At 64.4% G+C, this 16,839-nt stretch carries 15 protein-coding genes; 11 read left to right on the top strand and 4 right to left on the bottom strand.

The features are described from left to right. Positions 1–66: 66 nt before the first annotated feature. Positions 67–813, bottom strand: coding sequence for an NRDE family protein (locus ACSSVC_RS01990; protein WP_346633280.1), 747 nt, complete (start codon positions 811–813; stop codon positions 67–69). Between the two features lie 123 nt (positions 814–936). Here ACSSVC_RS01990 and ACSSVC_RS01985 point away from each other — a divergent pair, with 123 nt between their 5' ends. The 4 genes from ACSSVC_RS01985 to ACSSVC_RS01970 all read left to right on the top strand — a co-directional run bounded on the left by ACSSVC_RS01985 (position 937) and on the right by ACSSVC_RS01970 (position 4,400). Continuing rightward, entirely contained in the window at positions 937–1,719 is a 783-nt protein-coding gene (locus ACSSVC_RS01985) for a sulfite exporter TauE/SafE family protein (RefSeq protein ID WP_346633279.1), read from the top strand. 81 nt (positions 1,720–1,800) lie between these two features. Beyond that, positions 1,801–2,610 (top strand): prolipoprotein diacylglyceryl transferase, encoded by an 810-nt coding sequence (lgt, locus tag ACSSVC_RS01980; RefSeq protein WP_253128521.1) that lies wholly within the window; start codon positions 1,801–1,803, stop codon positions 2,608–2,610. A 48-nt stretch (positions 2,611–2,658) separates the two neighbouring features. Beyond that, positions 2,659–3,630, top strand: a complete 972-nt coding sequence (locus ACSSVC_RS01975; RefSeq protein WP_102881199.1) for a thymidylate synthase — start codon at positions 2,659–2,661, stop codon at positions 3,628–3,630. 179 nt (positions 3,631–3,809) lie between these two features. Then, entirely contained in the window at positions 3,810–4,400 is a 591-nt protein-coding gene (locus tag ACSSVC_RS01970) for an undecaprenyl-diphosphatase (protein WP_346633278.1), read from the top strand. A 23-nt stretch (positions 4,401–4,423) separates the two neighbouring features. On the opposite strand, the gene cadR is transcribed toward ACSSVC_RS01970, so the two are convergent. Further along, positions 4,424–4,873 (bottom strand): Cd(II)/Pb(II)-responsive transcriptional regulator, encoded by a 450-nt coding sequence (gene cadR / locus ACSSVC_RS01965; protein ID WP_092308673.1) that lies wholly within the window; start codon positions 4,871–4,873, stop codon positions 4,424–4,426. Between the two features lie 89 nt (positions 4,874–4,962). Here cadR and ACSSVC_RS01960 point away from each other — a divergent pair, with 89 nt between their 5' ends. The 7 genes from ACSSVC_RS01960 to ACSSVC_RS01930 all read left to right on the top strand — a co-directional run bounded on the left by ACSSVC_RS01960 (position 4,963) and on the right by ACSSVC_RS01930 (position 13,996). Then, complete coding sequence (locus ACSSVC_RS01960; RefSeq protein ID WP_492611945.1) at positions 4,963–7,314, top strand: heavy metal translocating P-type ATPase; 2,352 nt, start codon at positions 4,963–4,965, stop codon at positions 7,312–7,314. 16 nt (positions 7,315–7,330) lie between these two features. Next, complete coding sequence (locus ACSSVC_RS01955) at positions 7,331–8,194, top strand: LysR family transcriptional regulator (protein ID WP_492611944.1); 864 nt, start codon at positions 7,331–7,333, stop codon at positions 8,192–8,194. A 149-nt stretch (positions 8,195–8,343) separates the two neighbouring features. Beyond that, positions 8,344–9,420 carry a putative 2-aminoethylphosphonate ABC transporter ATP-binding protein gene (locus ACSSVC_RS01950; protein WP_346633275.1) on the top strand — a complete coding sequence of 359 codons (1,077 nt, stop codon included), beginning with the start codon at positions 8,344–8,346 and terminating at the stop codon, positions 9,418–9,420. A 1-nt stretch (position 9,421) separates the two neighbouring features. Then, positions 9,422–11,146, top strand: coding sequence for a putative 2-aminoethylphosphonate ABC transporter permease subunit (locus ACSSVC_RS01945; protein WP_404937857.1), 1,725 nt, complete (start codon positions 9,422–9,424; stop codon positions 11,144–11,146). Positions 11,147–11,194: 48 nt separating this feature from the next. Next, complete coding sequence (locus ACSSVC_RS01940) at positions 11,195–12,220, top strand: putative 2-aminoethylphosphonate ABC transporter substrate-binding protein (protein WP_402892742.1); 1,026 nt, start codon at positions 11,195–11,197, stop codon at positions 12,218–12,220. A gap of 91 nt (positions 12,221–12,311) precedes the next feature. After that, positions 12,312–13,445, top strand: coding sequence for a TIGR03364 family FAD-dependent oxidoreductase (locus ACSSVC_RS01935; RefSeq protein ID WP_446439373.1), 1,134 nt, complete (start codon positions 12,312–12,314; stop codon positions 13,443–13,445). Next, positions 13,445–13,996 (top strand): phosphonate degradation HD-domain oxygenase, encoded by a 552-nt coding sequence (locus ACSSVC_RS01930; RefSeq protein ID WP_492611943.1) that lies wholly within the window; start codon positions 13,445–13,447, stop codon positions 13,994–13,996. Before ACSSVC_RS01935 ends, ACSSVC_RS01930 begins: the two co-directional genes overlap by 1 nt. Positions 13,997–14,061: 65 nt before the next feature. Here ACSSVC_RS01930 and ACSSVC_RS01925 read toward each other — a convergent pair whose 3' ends face one another. After that, positions 14,062–15,450 (bottom strand): GTPase/DUF3482 domain-containing protein, encoded by a 1,389-nt coding sequence (locus tag ACSSVC_RS01925; protein ID WP_492611942.1) that lies wholly within the window; start codon positions 15,448–15,450, stop codon positions 14,062–14,064. After that, complete coding sequence (locus ACSSVC_RS01920) at positions 15,443–16,822, bottom strand: DUF2868 domain-containing protein (protein ID WP_346633269.1); 1,380 nt, start codon at positions 16,820–16,822, stop codon at positions 15,443–15,445. Before ACSSVC_RS01920 ends, ACSSVC_RS01925 begins: the two co-directional genes overlap by 8 nt. Between the last annotated feature and the right edge of the window lie 17 nt (positions 16,823–16,839).

The raw sequence follows: 16,839 nt of genomic DNA, 5'->3' as shown, positions 1-16,839 counted from the left end.
GTTTTCTTCGCCGGCAAGCCGGCTCCTACGAAGGCCTGTGTAGGAGCCGGCTTGACGACGAACGCTTCACACCTTCAGCTCGACCTCTCCCAGGTGCCCGCCATAAGGGCCGAAACTGCGTTCCAGCAAATGCCGCGAACCGTCGGCGTTGACGATCAGCGCGGTACTGGCGCGAGTGCCGTAGCTGGGGCTGGCGATGAACACGCTGGACAGCAGGCTTTCAGTGGCCAACCCGACTCCAGTATCCGGCAGCTCGGCGAAGGGCGCGGTTTGCGGATCGCTCAGCAGCGCCAGCAGGGCCTGCGGTTGCGGATTGGGCAGCACTTCCTGCAGCGCGGCCTTGGCCTTGAGCAACTTGGGCCACGGCGTATCGAGTCCGGCATTGGACAGGCCGTAGACGCCGGGCTTGAGCAATTGCGGTTCCACATCCTGGGCGTTGTAGTGCCACAGTTGTTCTGCTGTGCCCAGCAACAGGTTGAAACCGGCGTACTCCACCGAGCGGCCCACCACATCGTGCAGATAGTCTTCCAGGGCCACGTCCCCGGCGAGAAAGCGCGCCACCAGTTCGCCCCGGGAGCGTCGTGCCGGGGGTTGATGAGGGTTGCGGATATTGGTCAGGGCGGCAAAGCGGCCATTGGCACCGACACCAAGCCAGGTGCCTCCCGCCTCCAGGTCGCGTCCGGCGTGGATCTGCGGCGACTCCGGCCATTGCCCCAGAGGCAGGCTGGGCCGGGCGTAGAATTCGTCACGGTTGGCCGCGACGATCAGTGGCTGAGCATGACCCGGCCGCCAGGCGAATACGATCAAGCACATTAAGGTGGCCCCCTGTGTGTTTTTGCCCACTTTACGCACAGATCCAATGGGTATCCATCGCCATCCAGTGGAGTCCGGGGCGGCGCATCCGTTACCATGCCGGTCTTATTTTCGGATGCTCCCATGGAATTTCTGCTCTATCTGCTGTTGGGCGCCTGCGCAGGCGTACTGGCCGGGCTGTTCGGCGTGGGCGGCGGGATCATCATTGTCCCGGTGCTGGTGTTCAGTTTTACCCTGCAAGGCTTCGATGCCTCGGTGCTGACCCATCTGGCGGTCGGTACCTCTCTGGCCAGCATCATCTTCACCTCGGTCAACGCCGTTCGCGAACACCATCGCCGTGGTGCGGTGCGCTGGCCAATCTTTGCGTGGATGGCCCTGGGCATTCTGCTGGGGGCCGGGTTCGGCGCGCTGACCGCCGAAGCGATTTCCGGCCCGCACTTGCAAAAAATCATCGGCGTCTTCGCCTTGGTGGTGGCCTTGCAGATGACCCTGGAGCTCAAGCCCAAGGCCAGTCGCCAGGTGCCCGGCAAGCTGGGTCTGGCGGCGGCCGGCGGGGTGATCGGCTGGGCCTCGGCGATCTTCGGCATTGGCGGCGGTTCGCTGACCGTGCCGTTTCTCACCTGGCGCAGCGTGCCGATGCAGCAGGCGGTGGCCACTTCATCGGCCTGCGGCTTGCCCATTGCCCTGGCCAGTGCCTTAAGTTTCATGATTCTGGGCTGGCATGATCCGCAGCTTCCGGCTCATAGTCTCGGCTACGTTTATTTACCGGCGCTGCTGGGCATCGCCCTGACCAGCATGGTGTTCGCCCGGATCGGTGCGCGCATGGCCCACACACTGTCGCCGCGACTGTTGAAGCGAATGTTTGCCGCGCTGCTGTTCTGCGTGGGGATCAGCTTCCTGTTCTGAACGGTGACGCAATCCTGGCTTAATCCTGGAGTGGCAATTTCGCCCGGGAATCTAGAGTTCTAACCCTTACGAGGAGTCGCAATGCTGCCTTACCCGCAGATTGATCCGGTAGCGCTGGCCATCGGCCCGCTGAAAATCCACTGGTACGGCCTGATGTACCTGATCGGCATTGGCGGTGCCTGGTTGCTGGCGTCGCGCCGGCTGAACCGTTTCGATCCGACCTGGAGCAAGGAAAAGCTCTCGGACATGGTGTTCTGGATGTCCATGGGGGTGATCGTCGGTGGGCGGCTGGGTTACGTGCTGTTCTACGACCTCAGTGCCTACCTGGCCAACCCAACCCTGATCTTCGAGGTATGGAAGGGCGGCATGTCGTTCCACGGCGGTTTCATCGGGGTAATGCTGGCGGCCTGGTGGTTCGGCAAGCGCAACAACAAGAGCTTCTTCGAGCTGATGGACTTCGTCGCGCCCATGGTGCCGATTGGCCTGGGGGCCGGGCGTATTGGCAATTTCATCAACGCCGAGCTGTGGGGCAAACCCACCGACGTGCCTTGGGCGATGATCTTCCCGCCGTTCAGCGATCCGGCGCAGTTGCCGCGGCATCCGTCGCAGTTGTATCAGTTCGCCCTGGAGGGCGTGGCGTTGTTCCTGATCCTGTGGCTGTTCTCGCGCAAACCCCGGCCGACCATGGCGGTTTCCGGTATGTTCGCCCTGTTCTACGGTATTTTCCGCTTTGTCGTCGAGTTCGTCCGGGTCCCGGATGCCCAGCTCGGCTACCTGGCTTTTGGCTGGCTGACCATGGGTCAGGTTCTCTGCGTGCCGATGATTCTCGGCGGCCTGGGCCTGATCTGGCTGGCTTATCATCGCGCTCCGGCCCAGAGCGCGGCGCAATAAATTCGAACCCCGGGGCGCCAGCCCCGGGTTCAAGGATGCAGGTAATTCATGAAGCAATATCTTGATCTGGTGGCCCACGTCATCAACAACGGCACCAAGCAGGCCAACCGCACCGGTGTGAACACCATCAGTTTCCCCGGGGCCATGCTGCGCTACGACCTCAAGGAAGGTTTTCCGGCCATCACCACCCGCAAGATGGCCTTCAAGTCGGCCATCGGCGAAATGGTCGGCTTCCTGCGCGGGGTGAACAACGCCGCCGAGTTCCGTGCCCTGGGCTGCAAGGTCTGGGATCAGAACGCCAACGAAAACGCCCAGTGGCTGGCCAACCCGTTCCGCCAGGGTGATGACGATCTGGGCGAGATCTATGGCGTGCAGTGGCGCAAGTGGCCGGCCTACAAGCAGATCAAGACCAGCAACCAGGCCGCCATCGACCTGGCGCTTAGCCAGGGCTACCGGCAGATCGCCGCAGGCGAGGAAGAGGGCCAGGGTTACGTGGTGCTGTACAAGGCCATCGATCAGGTCCGCCAGTGCGTTGACACCATCATCAACGACCCGGGCAGCCGGCGAATCCTGTTCCACGGCTGGAACTGCGCGCAGCTGGATGAAATGGCCTTGCCGCCGTGTCACTTGCTGTATCAGTTCCACCCCAATGTCGAGACCCGGGAAATCTCCCTGACCCTCTACATCCGCTCCAACGACCTGGGGCTGGGGACGCCGTTCAACCTCACCGAGGGCGCCGCGCTGCTGAGCCTGATCGGTCGCCTGACCGGCTACACGCCGCGCTGGTTCACCTATTTCATCGGTGATGCCCACGTCTACGAAAACCACCTGGACATGCTCAATGAGCAGCTCAAGCGCGAGCCGTTCCCGATGCCCAAGCTGGTGATTTCCGAGCGCGTGCCGGAGTTCGCCAAGACCGGCGTCTACCAGCCGGAATGGCTGGAGCTGATCGAACCGAGCGATTTCTCTCTGGAAGGCTATGAGCACCATGCGCCGATGACCGCGCCGATGGCGGTTTAAGTCTTTTAGCGCCTGCAACCAGGGGCCCCGAGGCCCCTGTCGATTTTCCCCGATGCCTTTATCGACCTTTGCCCGGGAGGTATTCCGGGCATCGTCGTGCCTGCCGGGCGACTAGCCTCTCAGGAGTGGTCCGGGAAAGCCTGGACGTCGTCCTTTTGATGTTGATCGCGAGCCCCTGAATGGAAGAACTCAATCGCAGCCTGTTCCTGGCCATCAATGCCAGCGCCGAGGCATCGCTGCCCATGCGTGAACTGGCGATCTTTATCGCCCAATGGGTGGTCCTTTGTGTCCCGCTGCTGCTCCTGGTGTTCTGGGTCTTTGGCGAGCGCCGGCAGAGAATGACCGTCCTGCTCGGGACCTCGAGCATTGTGGTCGCCCTGGCCTGCAATCTGCTGATCCGTGGCCTGTGGTTCCATCCGCGGCCCTTCATGCTGGAGTTGGGGCAGAATTTTCTCGCCCATGCGCCCGGAGCCTCTTTTCCCAGTGACCACGCCAGCGGCATGTTCGCCATGGCCTTTGCCCTGATCCTGGCGTCCCTGCGCAAGACCGGGCTGGCCATGCTGGCCCTGGCGGTGCTGGTGAGCTGGGCGCGGGTCTACCTGGGCGTGCATTTCCCCTTCGATATTCTTGGTGGTTGCCTGGTGGGGTTGTTCAGCGCGTGGCTGGTGCGTCTGGGCCTGGCCTGGCGGCAGCTGGATCAGCGGCTGCTGGATGTACTGGAGCTTGTATATCAGCGATTACTGGCGGTGGCGGGGCGCCGGGGTTCCTGAAACCACGGCGCCCAGCCTCAGGCTCAATGCCCGTGGCTGCGGCCGACATGGGACGGCTCGGCCTCGCTGGGGGCCACCGAGCCGCTGACTTCCAGACGCTGGAGGATGCCGCAGTGATCCAGGTCCGGCCCTTCGCTGCAGCGCTGGCGCAGGTCCAGCAGTTGCTCCTGGAGCACCAGTAGCCCGTCGATGCGCGCCTTGACGTGATGGATGTGCTCGTCGATCAGGGCATTGACGCTGGCGCACTGGCCTTCGGGGCTGTCCCGCAGGTTGAGCAGGCTGCGGATTTCTTCGAGGGTCATGTCCAGGCTGCGGCAGTTGCGGATAAAGGTCAGGCGCTCGGTGTGGGCCTGGGTGTAGAGGCGGTAGTTGCCTTCGCTGCGGGCCGGTTCCGGCAGCAGTCCTTCGCGCTCGTAGTAACGGATGGTCTCGACCTGACAGTCGGTGAGTTTCGCCAGTTCGCCAATCTTCATTGCCGTCGTCTCCGAATGGGTGCTTGACCCTATAGTGGCTACAGGGTGTTCACTTGGCAACAAGCACCTTTATTCGGACGCAACCCCCTATGAGCGACTCCATTCACAACCCGCGCAAGCCCGACGCCCAGCACGTCCATGCTGATCACGATCACGATCACGATCACGATCACGATCACGATCACGATCATAGCCATGGCCACTCCCATGCCCCTGTCTCTGCGGGCAAGCTGCAGCCGGTCAAGGCTCACGACCACGCCGCCCATGGCAGCTCCTGCTGCGGCTCCGCCGGCCCGGTGCTGTCCAAGGTCACCCTGAGCGAAACCCCGACTGCCGGTGCGCGTCTGAGCAGCTTCCGTATCGAAGCCATGGATTGCCCCACCGAGCAGACCCTGATCCAGAACAAGCTGGGCAAGCTGGCCGGGGTTCAGGCGCTGGAGTTCAACCTGATGAACCGTGTGCTGGGGGTGACCCACGACCTGCCGAGCACCGCGCCGATCATTGCGGCGGTCAAATCCCTGGGCATGCACGCCGAGCCTCTGGAGCAGGACGGCGCCGAAGTCGCACCTGCCGCAGCGCCGGTGAAGAAAGCCTGGTGGCCGCTGGCCCTGTCCGGTATCGGCGCGCTGGCCGCCGAAGTCATTCACTTCACCAATGCCGCACCCGACTGGGTCGTGGCGTTGGTGGCCCTGGTGTCGATCCTCAGCGGCGGCCTGGGCACCTACAAGAAGGGCTGGATCGCCCTGAAGAACCGCAACCTCAACATCAATGCCCTGATGAGCATCGCCGTGACCGGCGCCGTGCTGATCGGCCAATGGCCGGAAGCGGCGATGGTGATGTTCCTGTTCACCGTGGCCGAGCTGATCGAGGCCCGCTCCCTGGACCGGGCGCGCAACGCCATCAGCGGCCTGATGCAGATGACCCCTGAACAGGTCACGGTGCAGCAGGCGGATGGCAGTTGGAGCGAACTGGAAGCTAAAAGCGTCGAACTGGGCGCCCGAGTGCGAGTCCGCCCGGGAGAGCGCATCGGTCTGGACGGCGAGGTCGTGTCCGGCAGTTCCACCATCGACCAGGCGCCAATCACCGGTGAAAGCCTGCCGGTGGAAAAGACCGTGGGCGACAAGGTGTTTGCCGGCACCATCAACCAGGCCGGCTCCCTGGAATATCGCGTCACCGCCGCGGCCAACAACTCGACCCTGGCGCGGATCATCCACGCCGTGGAGCAGGCCCAGGGCGCTCGGGCGCCGACCCAGCGCTTCGTCGATACCTTCTCGAAAATCTACACCCCGGCGGTATTCGCCTTCGCCCTGGCCGTGGCGCTGATTCCGCCACTGTTGATGGGCGGCGTCTGGTTCGACTGGATCTACCGCGCCCTGGTGCTGCTGGTGGTGGCCTGTCCGTGTGCCCTGGTGATCTCCACCCCGGTGAGCATCGTCAGCGGCCTGGCGGCAGCGGCGCGCAAGGGCATCCTGGTCAAGGGTGGGGTCTATCTGGAGGGTGGCTACAAGCTCGACTACCTGGCCCTGGATAAGACCGGCACCATCACCCACGGCAAGCCGGTACAGACCGACTTCCTGCCCCTGGACCCGTTGGCGCAGGACACTGCCCCGGCCCTGGCCGCGAGCCTGGCGGGACGTTCCGACCACCCGGTGTCCCTGGCCATTGCCCAGGCGGCTGTGGATAAGCAGCTGGCGCTGCACGCTGTGGATAACTTCGAAGCCCTGACCGGGCGCGGAGTGCGCGGCGAAATCAACGGCCAGCTGTATCACCTGGGAAATCACCGCCTGGTGGAGGAGCTGGGCCTGTGTTCTCCGGCCCTGGAAGAAAAACTCTTCGCCCTGGAGAAGCAGGGCAAGACCGTGGTCCTGTTGCTGGACAGCAATGGCCCCCTGGCACTGTTCGCCGTGGCGGACACGGTCAAGGAGTCCAGTCGCGAAGCCATCCAGCAGTTGCATGAGCTGGGGATCAAGACCCTGATGCTCACCGGCGACAACCCCCACACCGCCCAGGCCATTGCGGCCCAGGTGGGCATCGATCAGGCCCGGGGCGACCTTTTGCCCACCGACAAGCTGCAAGCCATCGAGGCGTTGTACGCCCAGGGACATCGGGTGGGCATGGTCGGCGACGGCATCAACGACGCCCCGGCCCTGGCTCGGGCCGAGATAGGTTTCGCCATGGCCGCGGCGGGCACCGATACCGCCATCGAGACCGCGGATGTAGCCCTGATGGACGATGATCTGCGCAAGATTCCGGCGTTTATCCGCCTGTCGCGCCAGACCTCGGTGGTGCTCAAGCAAAATATCGCCCTGGCCCTGGTCATCAAGGCGATCTTTCTTGGGGTAACCTTTGCCGGACTCGCCACCATGTGGATGGCGGTGTTCGCCGACATGGGCGTCAGCCTGCTGGTGGTGTTCAACGGTCTGCGCCTACTGCGCAAATAAGCAATGAGAGAACCCTGTGCTGAGTGCCGAGCTGAAGGCTTTTTACATGGTCGCCCGCCTGGGCAGCATCACCCAGGCGGCGAAGAAGCTTGGCCTCAGTCAGCCGACGGTGACCACGCAGATCCGCAACCTGGAAAGCCAGTATTCGGTGGAACTGTTCTACCGCGGCGGTCGTCGCCTGAGCCTCAGCGATGAGGGCGCGCGTCTGCTGCCCATGGTCAAGGACCTGTTGCAGCAGGAGGCTGATATCGAGTTCTTCCTGCGCAACAGCGGCCAGGTGCAGGGCACATTGCGCATCGCCGCCACCGCGCCGTACTACATCCTCGATCTGGTGAAGACCTTCCGCGAGCGACTGCCCCAGGTCGAAGTGTCGGTGGAAATCGGCAACTCCCAGCAAGTCCTCGAAGCCCTGGAAGACTACCGGGTGGATGTGGCGGCCTCCTCGCAACTGCTGGAGGATGCGCGGCTGATCCGCCGGGTATTGGGCAGCGATCCGCTGGTGCTGGCGGTGCACCGCAACCACTCTCTGGCGGCGCTGGATCACGTGCCGCTCAATGCCCTGGCCGGGCATACCCTGTTGATGCGCGAACCCGGCTCCACCACCCGCAGCCTCACCGAAACCTTGCTCAAGGACGCCAACGTCAGCTTTGGCCCGCTGCTGGAGATCGGCAGTCGCGAATCGATCCGCGAGGCGGTGCTGCGCAATATCGGCATCAGCATCATTGCCCGTCAGGAAGTGCCCCACGATCCGCAACTGCGGGTGCTGACCATCGAGCATGCACCGCAGATCGTCGAGTACCTGTACTGCCTCAAGGAGCGCAAGAACGCGCGCCTGCCGGCGGCGTTTCTCGGATTGGCGCAGGAAATGGCTCCCGCCTGAAAGACCTGCATCGGTCAGATCAGCCAGCACATGCCTGACAAGTGAACCCAAATCCCTGAATACCACTATCGGTCGTTTTTGCCTTACTGCCATATGACCGACGCATTACAACTCTAGGATTTGCCTCATCTGCTAGATGAGGTCCGTCCATGAACCACTCCACTGCAACTGCCCTGAGCAACCCCGGCGCGCCGATGAAGGTGCGAGGCGTCCAGAAGCGCTTTGGCGCCTTCACCGCCCTGGACAACGTGTCCCTGGATGTCGCAGCCGGCGAGCTGGTGTGCCTGCTGGGCCCGTCCGGCTGTGGCAAGACCACGCTGCTGCGTTGCATCGCCGGCCTGGAGCGCCAGGACCAGGGCGAGTTGTACCTGGGGGATCGGGACGTTTCGCTGCTGGCGCCGCAAGCCCGGGACTACGGCATCCTGTTCCAGTCTTACGCGCTGTTTCCCAATCTCACGGTAGAAGCCAACATCGCCTACGGCCTGGCCGGTAGCGGCCGTGAGGAAGTGCGCAAGCGTGTGGCGCAAATGCTGGAACTGGTAGGGCTGACCGGCAGCGAGAAGAAATACCCCGGCCAGTTGTCCGGCGGCCAGCAGCAGCGCGTCGCCCTGGCCCGTGCCCTGGCGCCGTCACCGTCGCTGCTGCTGTTGGACGAGCCGATGTCGGCCCTGGACGCCCGGGTTCGCGAGCACTTGTGCACCGAGCTGCGTCAGCTGCAACGGCGCCTGGGGATCACCACCTTGATGGTCACCCACAATCAGGACGAGGCCATGTTGATGGCCGACCGCATCGCTGTCATGAACAACGGCAAGGTTGAACAGTACGCCACGCCCCAGGAAATCTACGATCGTCCGGCCACGCCCTTCGTAGCCGAGTTCGTTGGCCAGGGCAACTGGCTGCCCTTCAGCCGCAACAGCGACAGCCATGCCCAGGTCGGCGGAATGAATGTGCGCCTGGCCGACGGCTCGGCCAAGACCGCCTCGGGCCGGCTGTTCTGCCGTCCGGAGGCCATCAGCGTGAACCCGCTGGTGCATGAGGAAAACCTGTTTCCGGCCAAGGTCCGCGAGATCACTTTCCTCGGTAACCGCTGCCGCATGAGCTTCGAACTCAACCAACTGCCGGGGCATGCGCTGCTGGCTGAACTGGCACCGGAAGCCATGCCGCGTCTGGGGGCCCAGGACATCTGGGTCGCCTTGCCGCCGCGCAGCCTCCAGGTGTTTGCCTAAGATGAGCGTGCCAATGTCCCTGCCGCTACCTGCCAAGCGGGCGCGCCAGGCCTCTCGTGCCGAGATCGGCGACCGTATTTTTGTCGTCGGCGGCAAGGTTCTGCTCCTGCTCCTGCTGGGTGTAGCGGTGCTGTTGCCGCTGCTGGCGATCTTCTGGCGCGGTTTCAGTGCCGAAGCTGGACAGGGCGGTGGCTGGCTGGCGGCCCGTGAATTGGTGGCCAGCGCCAACTTCCACTGGTTGCTGGGCAACAGCCTGAAAGTCTCCCTCAGCGTGGCCGCCATCGTGGTGCCCCTGGCCTACCTGTTCGCCTACGCCCTGCAACGCACGCTGATTCCCGGCAAGGGCCTGTGGCGTGGCCTGTCGCTGTTGCCGTTGATGGCGCCGTCGATGCTGCCGGGCATTGCCCTGGTCTATCTGTTCGGCAATCAGGGGATGCTGCGTGGTCTGTTCGCCGAGAACATCTACGGCTTCTGGGGCATCGTCCTCGGCGAGGTCATCTACACCTTTCCCCATGCCCTGATGATCCTGCTCTCGGCCCTGTCCCTGGCGGATGCGCGGTTGTTCGATGCGGCGTCGAGCATGGGCGCCAGCCCCGCCAAGGCCTTTCGCAGCATCACTTGGCCGGCGACCCGGCAGGCGGTGTTCGCTGCGTTCTGCCTGGTGTTCACCCTGACCATCACCGACTTCGGTGTGCCGGTGGTGGTGGGTGGCGACTATCAGGTCCTGGCCCTGGAGGCCTACAAGGCGGTGGTGGGCCAGCAGCAGTTTGGCCGTGGCGCCCTGATCGGCATGGTGTTGCTGTTGCCGGCGTTGTTCAGTTTCGGCGTCGATGCCTGGTTGCGCCGCCGTCATGGCGATTCCATGAGCGGCCGCGCCCAGGTATTCAAACCGGCGCCGTCGCGGCTGCGCGACGCTTGCTACCTGGCTATCGTGCTGCTGATCTGCGCGGCCTTGTTGCTGGTGTTCGGCATGGCGGTGTATTCCTCCCTGGTGAAATTCTGGCCGTACAACCTGTCGCTGTCGCTGAACCACTACCAGTTCAACGACACCGCAGGGGGCGGTTGGCTGGCCTACCGCAACAGCCTGACCATGGCCCTGTGCACCGCGCTGATCGGCAGTGTGGTGATCTTCACGGGGGCTTACCTGATGGAGAAAACCAGTGGCCAGCGTGGCCTTAACCTGGCCTTGCGCATGCTCAGTTTCGTACCCATGGCGGTGCCCGGTTTGGTGCTGGGCCTGGGCTACGTGTTCTTCTTCAACCTCAACGGCAACCCGCTGCATGTGTTCTACGGAACCATGACTCTGCTGGTGGTGTGCACCATCGCCCACTACCTGACCACCGCACAGATGACCGCCACCACCGCCCTGCGCCAGTTGGATGCCGAGTTCGAGGCCGCCGCGCTGTCCCTCAAGGCGCCGCTGTACCGGCACTACCTGCGGGTTACCGTGCCGATCTGCCTGCCGGCGCTGCTGGACATCGTGCGTTACCTGTTCGTTTCGGCCATGACCACGGTGTCGGCGGCGATCTTCCTCTACAGCCCGGACACCATCCTCGCCGCCGTCGCTGTGCTGAACATGGACGACGCCGGCAACGTCGGCGGCGCTGCGGCCATGTCGACCCTGATCCTGTTCACCTCCGCCGGCGTTTCGCTGCTGCTGGCCTGGGCTTCCCGCGGGCTGTTGCGCCGCTCCCAGGCCTGGCGGCAGACCGCGCCGGGCCACTGATGCCTTGCTCACTCACCCTCTGATCTGCACTCACTAAGGAACCGCACCATGTTCAAGCCCCTGGCTCTTGCCGCTGCCGTCCTCTCTGCTGTCAGCCTGAACGCTTTTGCTGCGAAAACCGAACTGACGGTCTACACGGCCCTCGAAGCCGAGCAATTGAAGTCCTACAAGCAAGCCTTCGAAAAGGCCAATCCGGACGTGGAGATCAAGTGGGTGCGTGATTCCACCGGGATCATCACCGCCAAGCTGCTGGCGGAAAAAGCCCGGCCACAAGCGGACGCGGTCTGGGGCCTGGCGGCTTCCAGCCTGGCGATCCTCGATCAGCAGGGCATGCTGCAAAGCTACGCGCCCAAGGACCTGGGCAAGATCGGCCCGAACTATCGCGACGCCGCCAACCCACCGGCCTGGGTCGGCATGGACGTGTGGGCCGCGACCATCTGCTTCAACACCGTGGAGGCCGAAAAGCAGGGCCTGACCAAACCGGTGAGCTGGCAGGACCTGACCAAGCCCGAGTACAAGGGCAAGATCGTCATGCCTAACCCGGCGTCCTCGGGCACCGGCTTCCTCGATGTCAGCGCCTGGCTGCAGACCTTCGGTGAGAAACAGGGCTGGCAGTACATGGATGACCTGCACCAGAACATCGGCCAGTACGTCCACTCCGGCTCCAAGCCGTGCAAGCTGGCCGCCGCCGGTGAGTTCCCGATTGGTATTTCCTTCGAGTACCCGGCCGTGCAGCTCAAGCGCCAGGGCGCGCCGCTGGACATCGTCCTGCCCAAGGAAGGCCTGGGCTGGGAAATCGAAGCCACGGCGGTGATCAAGGGCACCCCTCATGAAGAGGCGGCGAAGAAGCTCGCCGACTTCTCCGCCAGCCCCGAAGCCATGGAGCTGTACAAGGAAAACTTCGCTGTCCTGGCCCAGCCCGGCATCGCCAAGCCGCAGACCGAACTGCCGGCCGACTACGAGCAGCGCCTGATCAAGAACGACTTTGCCTGGGCCTCGAAGAACCGCGACGAGATCCTCGCCGAATGGCGCAAGCGCTATGACGGCAAGTCGGAAAAGGTCGCCAAGCAGTAACCGATCAATCGCCTTCGCCGGCCAGCCGCTTCTACCGGGTTTGTAGGAGCCGGCTTGCCGGCGAAGGCGCTCCCCATCCAGGACACAACTCATGACCCATCACAGCGATCTGCTGATCGTCGGCGCCGGCATCCTTGGTCTGTCCCACGCCTACGCGGCTGCCAAGCGCGGTCTGCGGGTACAGGTATTCGAGCGCAGCGCCACGCCCCTGGGGGCTTCGGTGCGCAACTTCGGCCAGGCCCTGGTCACCGGGCAACCGCCGGGCATCATGCTGGAACTGGCCCGTGCCAGCCGCGATATCTGGGCCGACTGGCAACAGCTGGCGGGCCTGCCACTCAAACGCAACGGTTCCTACCTGTTCGCCCGCAGCGAAGCCGAGGAGCAGTTGCTCGAAGCCTTCTGCGCCGGCCGCGCGCGCGAGCACGGCTACCGCGTCGATCTGCTCCAGGGCGCAGCCCTGAATGATCTGTACGGCGGTCAATTCCGCCATCACCGGGCGGCGTTGCACGGTCTGGACGACCAGCAGTTGTATTCCCGGGAAGCCATCCCGATGCTGATCGACTACCTGCGCCGCGACCTGGGGGTGCAGTTCCACTTTTCGACCCTGGTGCGTGACATCGCGCCGGGGCAACTGCACAGCACCGCCGGCAGCTTCCACGCGCCACGCATCGTGCTGTGTTCGGGGCACGATTATCAGACCTTGCTGGCCGAGCAGATCGCCGCCTTGCAACCGCAGATCTGCCGCTTGCAGATGCTTCGCGCCCGGCCCCAGGTCAACCTGAACCTGCAACATGCGTTGCTCACCGGGCTCAGCTGCGTGCATTACGGCGCCTTTGCCGATCTGCCGGAAGCAGCCGCCGTGCAGGCGCAGATCCTGCGTGAAGCGCCGCACCTGCATGAGCACGGCATTCACTTGTTGATCAGCCCGACCCCCTATGGAGAGGTGATCATCGGCGATTCCCATGATTACGGCAGCGATCCGTCGCCTTTCAATGGCGAGCAGGTGGATGACTGGCTGATCGAGCTGGCCGAGCAGACCTTGGGCTGCAAGGTCCAGGTGGTGGAGCGCTGGCAGGGCGTCTATGGTGCTCGCGGGCCCGGACCGTTCTCCTTCCTGGAGGCCGCCCCCGGGGTCCATGTGGCCCTGATGCACACCGGGGTGGGCATGAGCGTCGGTCCGGCCATGGCCGAGGGCAATATCGCCCGGGTGCTGGAGGAAGCGTGATGAGTCGGCAGCAGGTGATTGATGAGGTTTTCGGCTTGTACGAGCGCTTTGGCGATCACGACTACATCGGCGAGCCGGTGTCGCAGATCGAGCATATGTCCCAGGCGGCGCAGTTGGCTCTGGCGGAAGGTTATGACGACGAAGTGGTGCTGGCGGCGTTCTTCCACGATATTGGGCATATCTGTCAGCAGGATGCCGAGAACATGCACGGTTTTGGCGTGGTCAGTCACGAGCGCCTGGGGGCGGACTATCTGCGTCGGGCGGGCTTCAGCGAGCGTCTGGCACAACTGGTGGAATACCACGTCCAGGCCAAGCGTTACCTGACCTTCAAGGAGCCGGGGTATTACCAGCGCCTGAGCGAGGCCAGTCGACGCACCCTGGAGTATCAGGGCGGGGTGATGAGCGCGGCAGAGGCGGCGGCCTTCGAGCTCGACCCGCTGTGTGCGGTGAGTTTGCGCATGCGCCACTGGGACGAGCAGGCCAAGGAGATGTGGGTGCCGGTGATGGACCTGCAGATCCTCAAGGACAAGGCCTTGGCGGTGTTGGCTTGAGCCCTTTCGCGGGCAAGCCGGCTCCTACAGAGCGCTGTAGGAGCCGGCTTGCCGGCGAAGGCGCTCTACGCCTGAACCAGCAAGGTTTCGGCCAGGGCCTCGATCTGCTCCTGACGCTCGGCCTGGCTCAGGCGCGCATGGGGATTGAGCGACGACCACTGCGGATGCGCCCGAGCCTTGCTCAGGGCTTCCGGTAATTTGCCCTCGCGCCAGCTCTTATCCTCCGGCGTGGCCAGACGGATGCTGTCCATGGCCGCATGCCCGCGCCGGTCCAGCGCCTGTACCAACTGCCGCTGACGCAACGCCAACAGCCGTAGCACGCTGTCGTCCACGGTCAATTCGCGCTGGCCCTTGAGCTTGCCCAGCAGGCGACTGCCGTAGCTGCGGGCGGTCTGCAGGGCGCCGCCGGCAATCGCTCCGGCCAACGCCGCGGCGCCTAGGGTCAAGCCACCTACCAACAGATCCACGCCGGCCCCGGCTGCCGCTCCCGCGGCGATCCCGCCACCGACACGCACCCCCAACTGCTTGAGGGTTTCCGGATTGAACAGGTCGTCGCCCCAACGTCCGTCCAACAGCGGCAGATCACTGGCCGAGGCGTCCTGAGGGCGGAAAGCGTAGAGCTTGAGCAGGGCTTCGACACAGCATTGCTCACGCTGACGGATGGCCTGACGGAGTTCGCCAATCGCCTGCTGCTCCTGTTGCGTGTCGCTGGCCACGCTGCGGCGGCAGGCGGCGCAGTCCACCAGCAGTTCGGCAATCAGCCGTGCCGCACTTTGCTGGCGCGCCAGGCGTTGTGCCTGCTGGTCGTCGATCAGCCGTTGCAGTGCCGGACGGGCATGCTCCAGCAGCAGGGACAGGCTCTCATACAGCCGTCGTTCGCCGTCTTCCGGCGGCGCCACGCTGTCGAAGCGCACCAGGGCATGCAATCCCAGGCGAGCCAGGGCTTCGCGCCAGTCGCCTTCGCGCTGTTCGTCGCTGCTGACGAAATTCAGCACCGGCAGCAGTGGCTTGCCACAGCCGCTCAGTACTTCAAGCTCATCCCGGTACTTGGCCAGCACCGGTTCCCGGGCGTCGATCACATAGAGCCCGGCGTCCGAGGCCAGCAGTTGGCGCAGGACCTTGGCTTCCTGCTCGAAGCGTTGCCGAGCCTCGCTGCCGTCGAGAAAGCGTGCCAGCCGGGCCGGGCCGTCCAGGCGTTCGCCGGGGCGTTCCAGGCGCTCCAGATAGTCCAGCAGGGCGATGGCGTCTTCCAGGCCCGGGGTGTCGTAGAGCTCCAGCAGGGGTTGGCCATCCACTGAGAGGCGAGCGCCTTCCACATGCCGCGTGGTGCTGGGGCGATGGGAGACTTCGCCAAAGCCCACGTCCCGGGTCAGGGTACGCAGCAATGAGGTCTTGCCGACGTTGGTGTGGCCGACCACCGCCAGTTTCAGTGCCCGGTGGCGTGGTTCAGTCATGACCGGTCTCCAGCCAGTTGAGGGGCGCGCAATCGGCGAACGGCAGCTCAAGTTGCTCCAGGGCAGCGTGCCAGTCGCCCAGGCGAGCCGAGTCCAGCGCTTGACCTGGAGGCGCTTGCAGCAGCCAGATTCGCGTCGCCGCAGCGTTGCGCGCCAGCTCGGCAATCAGCCCCAGGCTGCCGCGATCCGGCGAGCGCCGAGGGTCGCAGGCAATCACCAGGCGCGCCGGGGGAAAGCGGCTCATCTGCTCCAGCAGACGGTTGCGTGACTCTCGGTTGTCGAGGATGCCGGCGTCCTTGATGCTGTCTGGCAGTTGCGGTGGCCAGGAGCGCTGATGGTCCAGTTCGATGGCCACCAACAGCGCGCCGCTGCTGTCCTGGGCGCTGACGCCGGCTTCGACTCGATGCAGTTGCTCGGGGGCCGCGTCATTGACCCCAAGGCGTTCGCTGCTGGGCATCAGGCGTTCACGCAACTGGCTGTAGCCCGGCAACTTGAGGTCCAGTTGCAGGCGGGCCTGTCCGTGTTTCCAGCGCCAGCGGCAGAACAGCATCAGCAGCAGGCGCGGCAGCACGCCGTAGATCACCACTAGGACCACCAGCCAGATGGCCCAGGACTGACGGACCAGCTCGGTGTTGTAGACATCCCGGGTGCTGGCCTGGATGGTTGCCACACTCGGCGCGCCGAGGCCCAGGCCTCGGGGCAGGGCGCTGATGGCGTTGGTAATGGCAACGAAGGCATCGGCGCCCAGCAGGGTGCTTTCCCAGACAAAGCTGTAGCGGTGGGTGGTCAGCAGCAACAGCAGCATGACCACGGCGCTGAACAGGGCCAGGCACCACAGGCCGTTGACCAGGGCGCCCAGGGCCCAGCGATTGAGCTTGCGCCGCTGGAGCAACAGCAACAGGGCCGGTGGTAACTGCGCGGCTTTGGCGTCGCGGGAGAATTTTTCACTCAGCCATAGCCACAGCCGGCCCAGGCTGGCGCTGTGCTCGCCGGCGAACAGCAGGCCGATCAGCCAACTCAGCAGCAGGATCAGGTTCAGGCCCAGCAGACTGCCCAGTGCCCAGAACACATTGACCGGTTGCTGGGTGTTGCCCAGGGCGCTGAAGGCCAGGCCGGCGCCACTGAGTACGGCCAGCAGCGCCAGGGCAAGCAACGCCAGGCGTGCGCCTTGCAGCCAGTGCAGCAACGCGCTGTGCAGACCGTCGCGCTGGGCCAGCCACAGGGCACGGGTCTGGATGCGGGTCGCCAGGTCGCCGCCCTGGTTGCGGGCCAGGCGGTTGGCTTCCTGATCGTCCAGTGGCCCGGCGTGTTCCTCGCGCAGGCGCACGGTTTCGGTCAGCCACAGTCGTTGCAGGGGAGTCAGTGCAGTCACGCGTCATTCCATCGCTC

The sequence above is a fragment of the Pseudomonas sp. E1BtOHC1 genome (assembly GCF_058744285.1).
The sequence above is the reverse complement of the archived record's forward strand: the minus strand, read 5'-3'. Positions and strand labels throughout refer to the sequence as shown.

Bases quoted from the DNA above. Each gene is read 5' to 3' on its own strand.
- ACSSVC_RS01990 (WP_346633280.1), bottom strand. From the start codon at position 813: ATGTGCTTGATCGTATTCGCCTGGCGGCCGGGTCATGCTCAGCCACTG.
- ACSSVC_RS01985 (WP_346633279.1), top strand. From the start codon at position 937: ATGGAATTTCTGCTCTATCTGCTGTTGGGCGCCTGCGCAGGCGTACTG.
- lgt (WP_253128521.1), top strand. From the start codon at position 1,801: ATGCTGCCTTACCCGCAGATTGATCCGGTAGCGCTGGCCATCGGCCCG.
- ACSSVC_RS01975 (WP_102881199.1), top strand. From the start codon at position 2,659: ATGAAGCAATATCTTGATCTGGTGGCCCACGTCATCAACAACGGCACC.
- ACSSVC_RS01970 (WP_346633278.1), top strand. From the start codon at position 3,810: ATGGAAGAACTCAATCGCAGCCTGTTCCTGGCCATCAATGCCAGCGCC.
- cadR (WP_092308673.1), bottom strand. From the start codon at position 4,873: ATGAAGATTGGCGAACTGGCGAAACTCACCGACTGTCAGGTCGAGACC.
- ACSSVC_RS01960 (WP_492611945.1), top strand. From the start codon at position 4,963: ATGAGCGACTCCATTCACAACCCGCGCAAGCCCGACGCCCAGCACGTC.
- ACSSVC_RS01950 (WP_346633275.1), top strand. From the start codon at position 8,344: ATGAACCACTCCACTGCAACTGCCCTGAGCAACCCCGGCGCGCCGATG.
- ACSSVC_RS01945 (WP_404937857.1), top strand. From the start codon at position 9,422: ATGAGCGTGCCAATGTCCCTGCCGCTACCTGCCAAGCGGGCGCGCCAG.
- ACSSVC_RS01940 (WP_402892742.1), top strand. From the start codon at position 11,195: ATGTTCAAGCCCCTGGCTCTTGCCGCTGCCGTCCTCTCTGCTGTCAGC.
- ACSSVC_RS01935 (WP_446439373.1), top strand. From the start codon at position 12,312: ATGACCCATCACAGCGATCTGCTGATCGTCGGCGCCGGCATCCTTGGT.
- ACSSVC_RS01930 (WP_492611943.1), top strand. From the start codon at position 13,445: ATGAGTCGGCAGCAGGTGATTGATGAGGTTTTCGGCTTGTACGAGCGC.
- ACSSVC_RS01925 (WP_492611942.1), bottom strand. From the start codon at position 15,450: ATGACTGAACCACGCCACCGGGCACTGAAACTGGCGGTGGTCGGCCAC.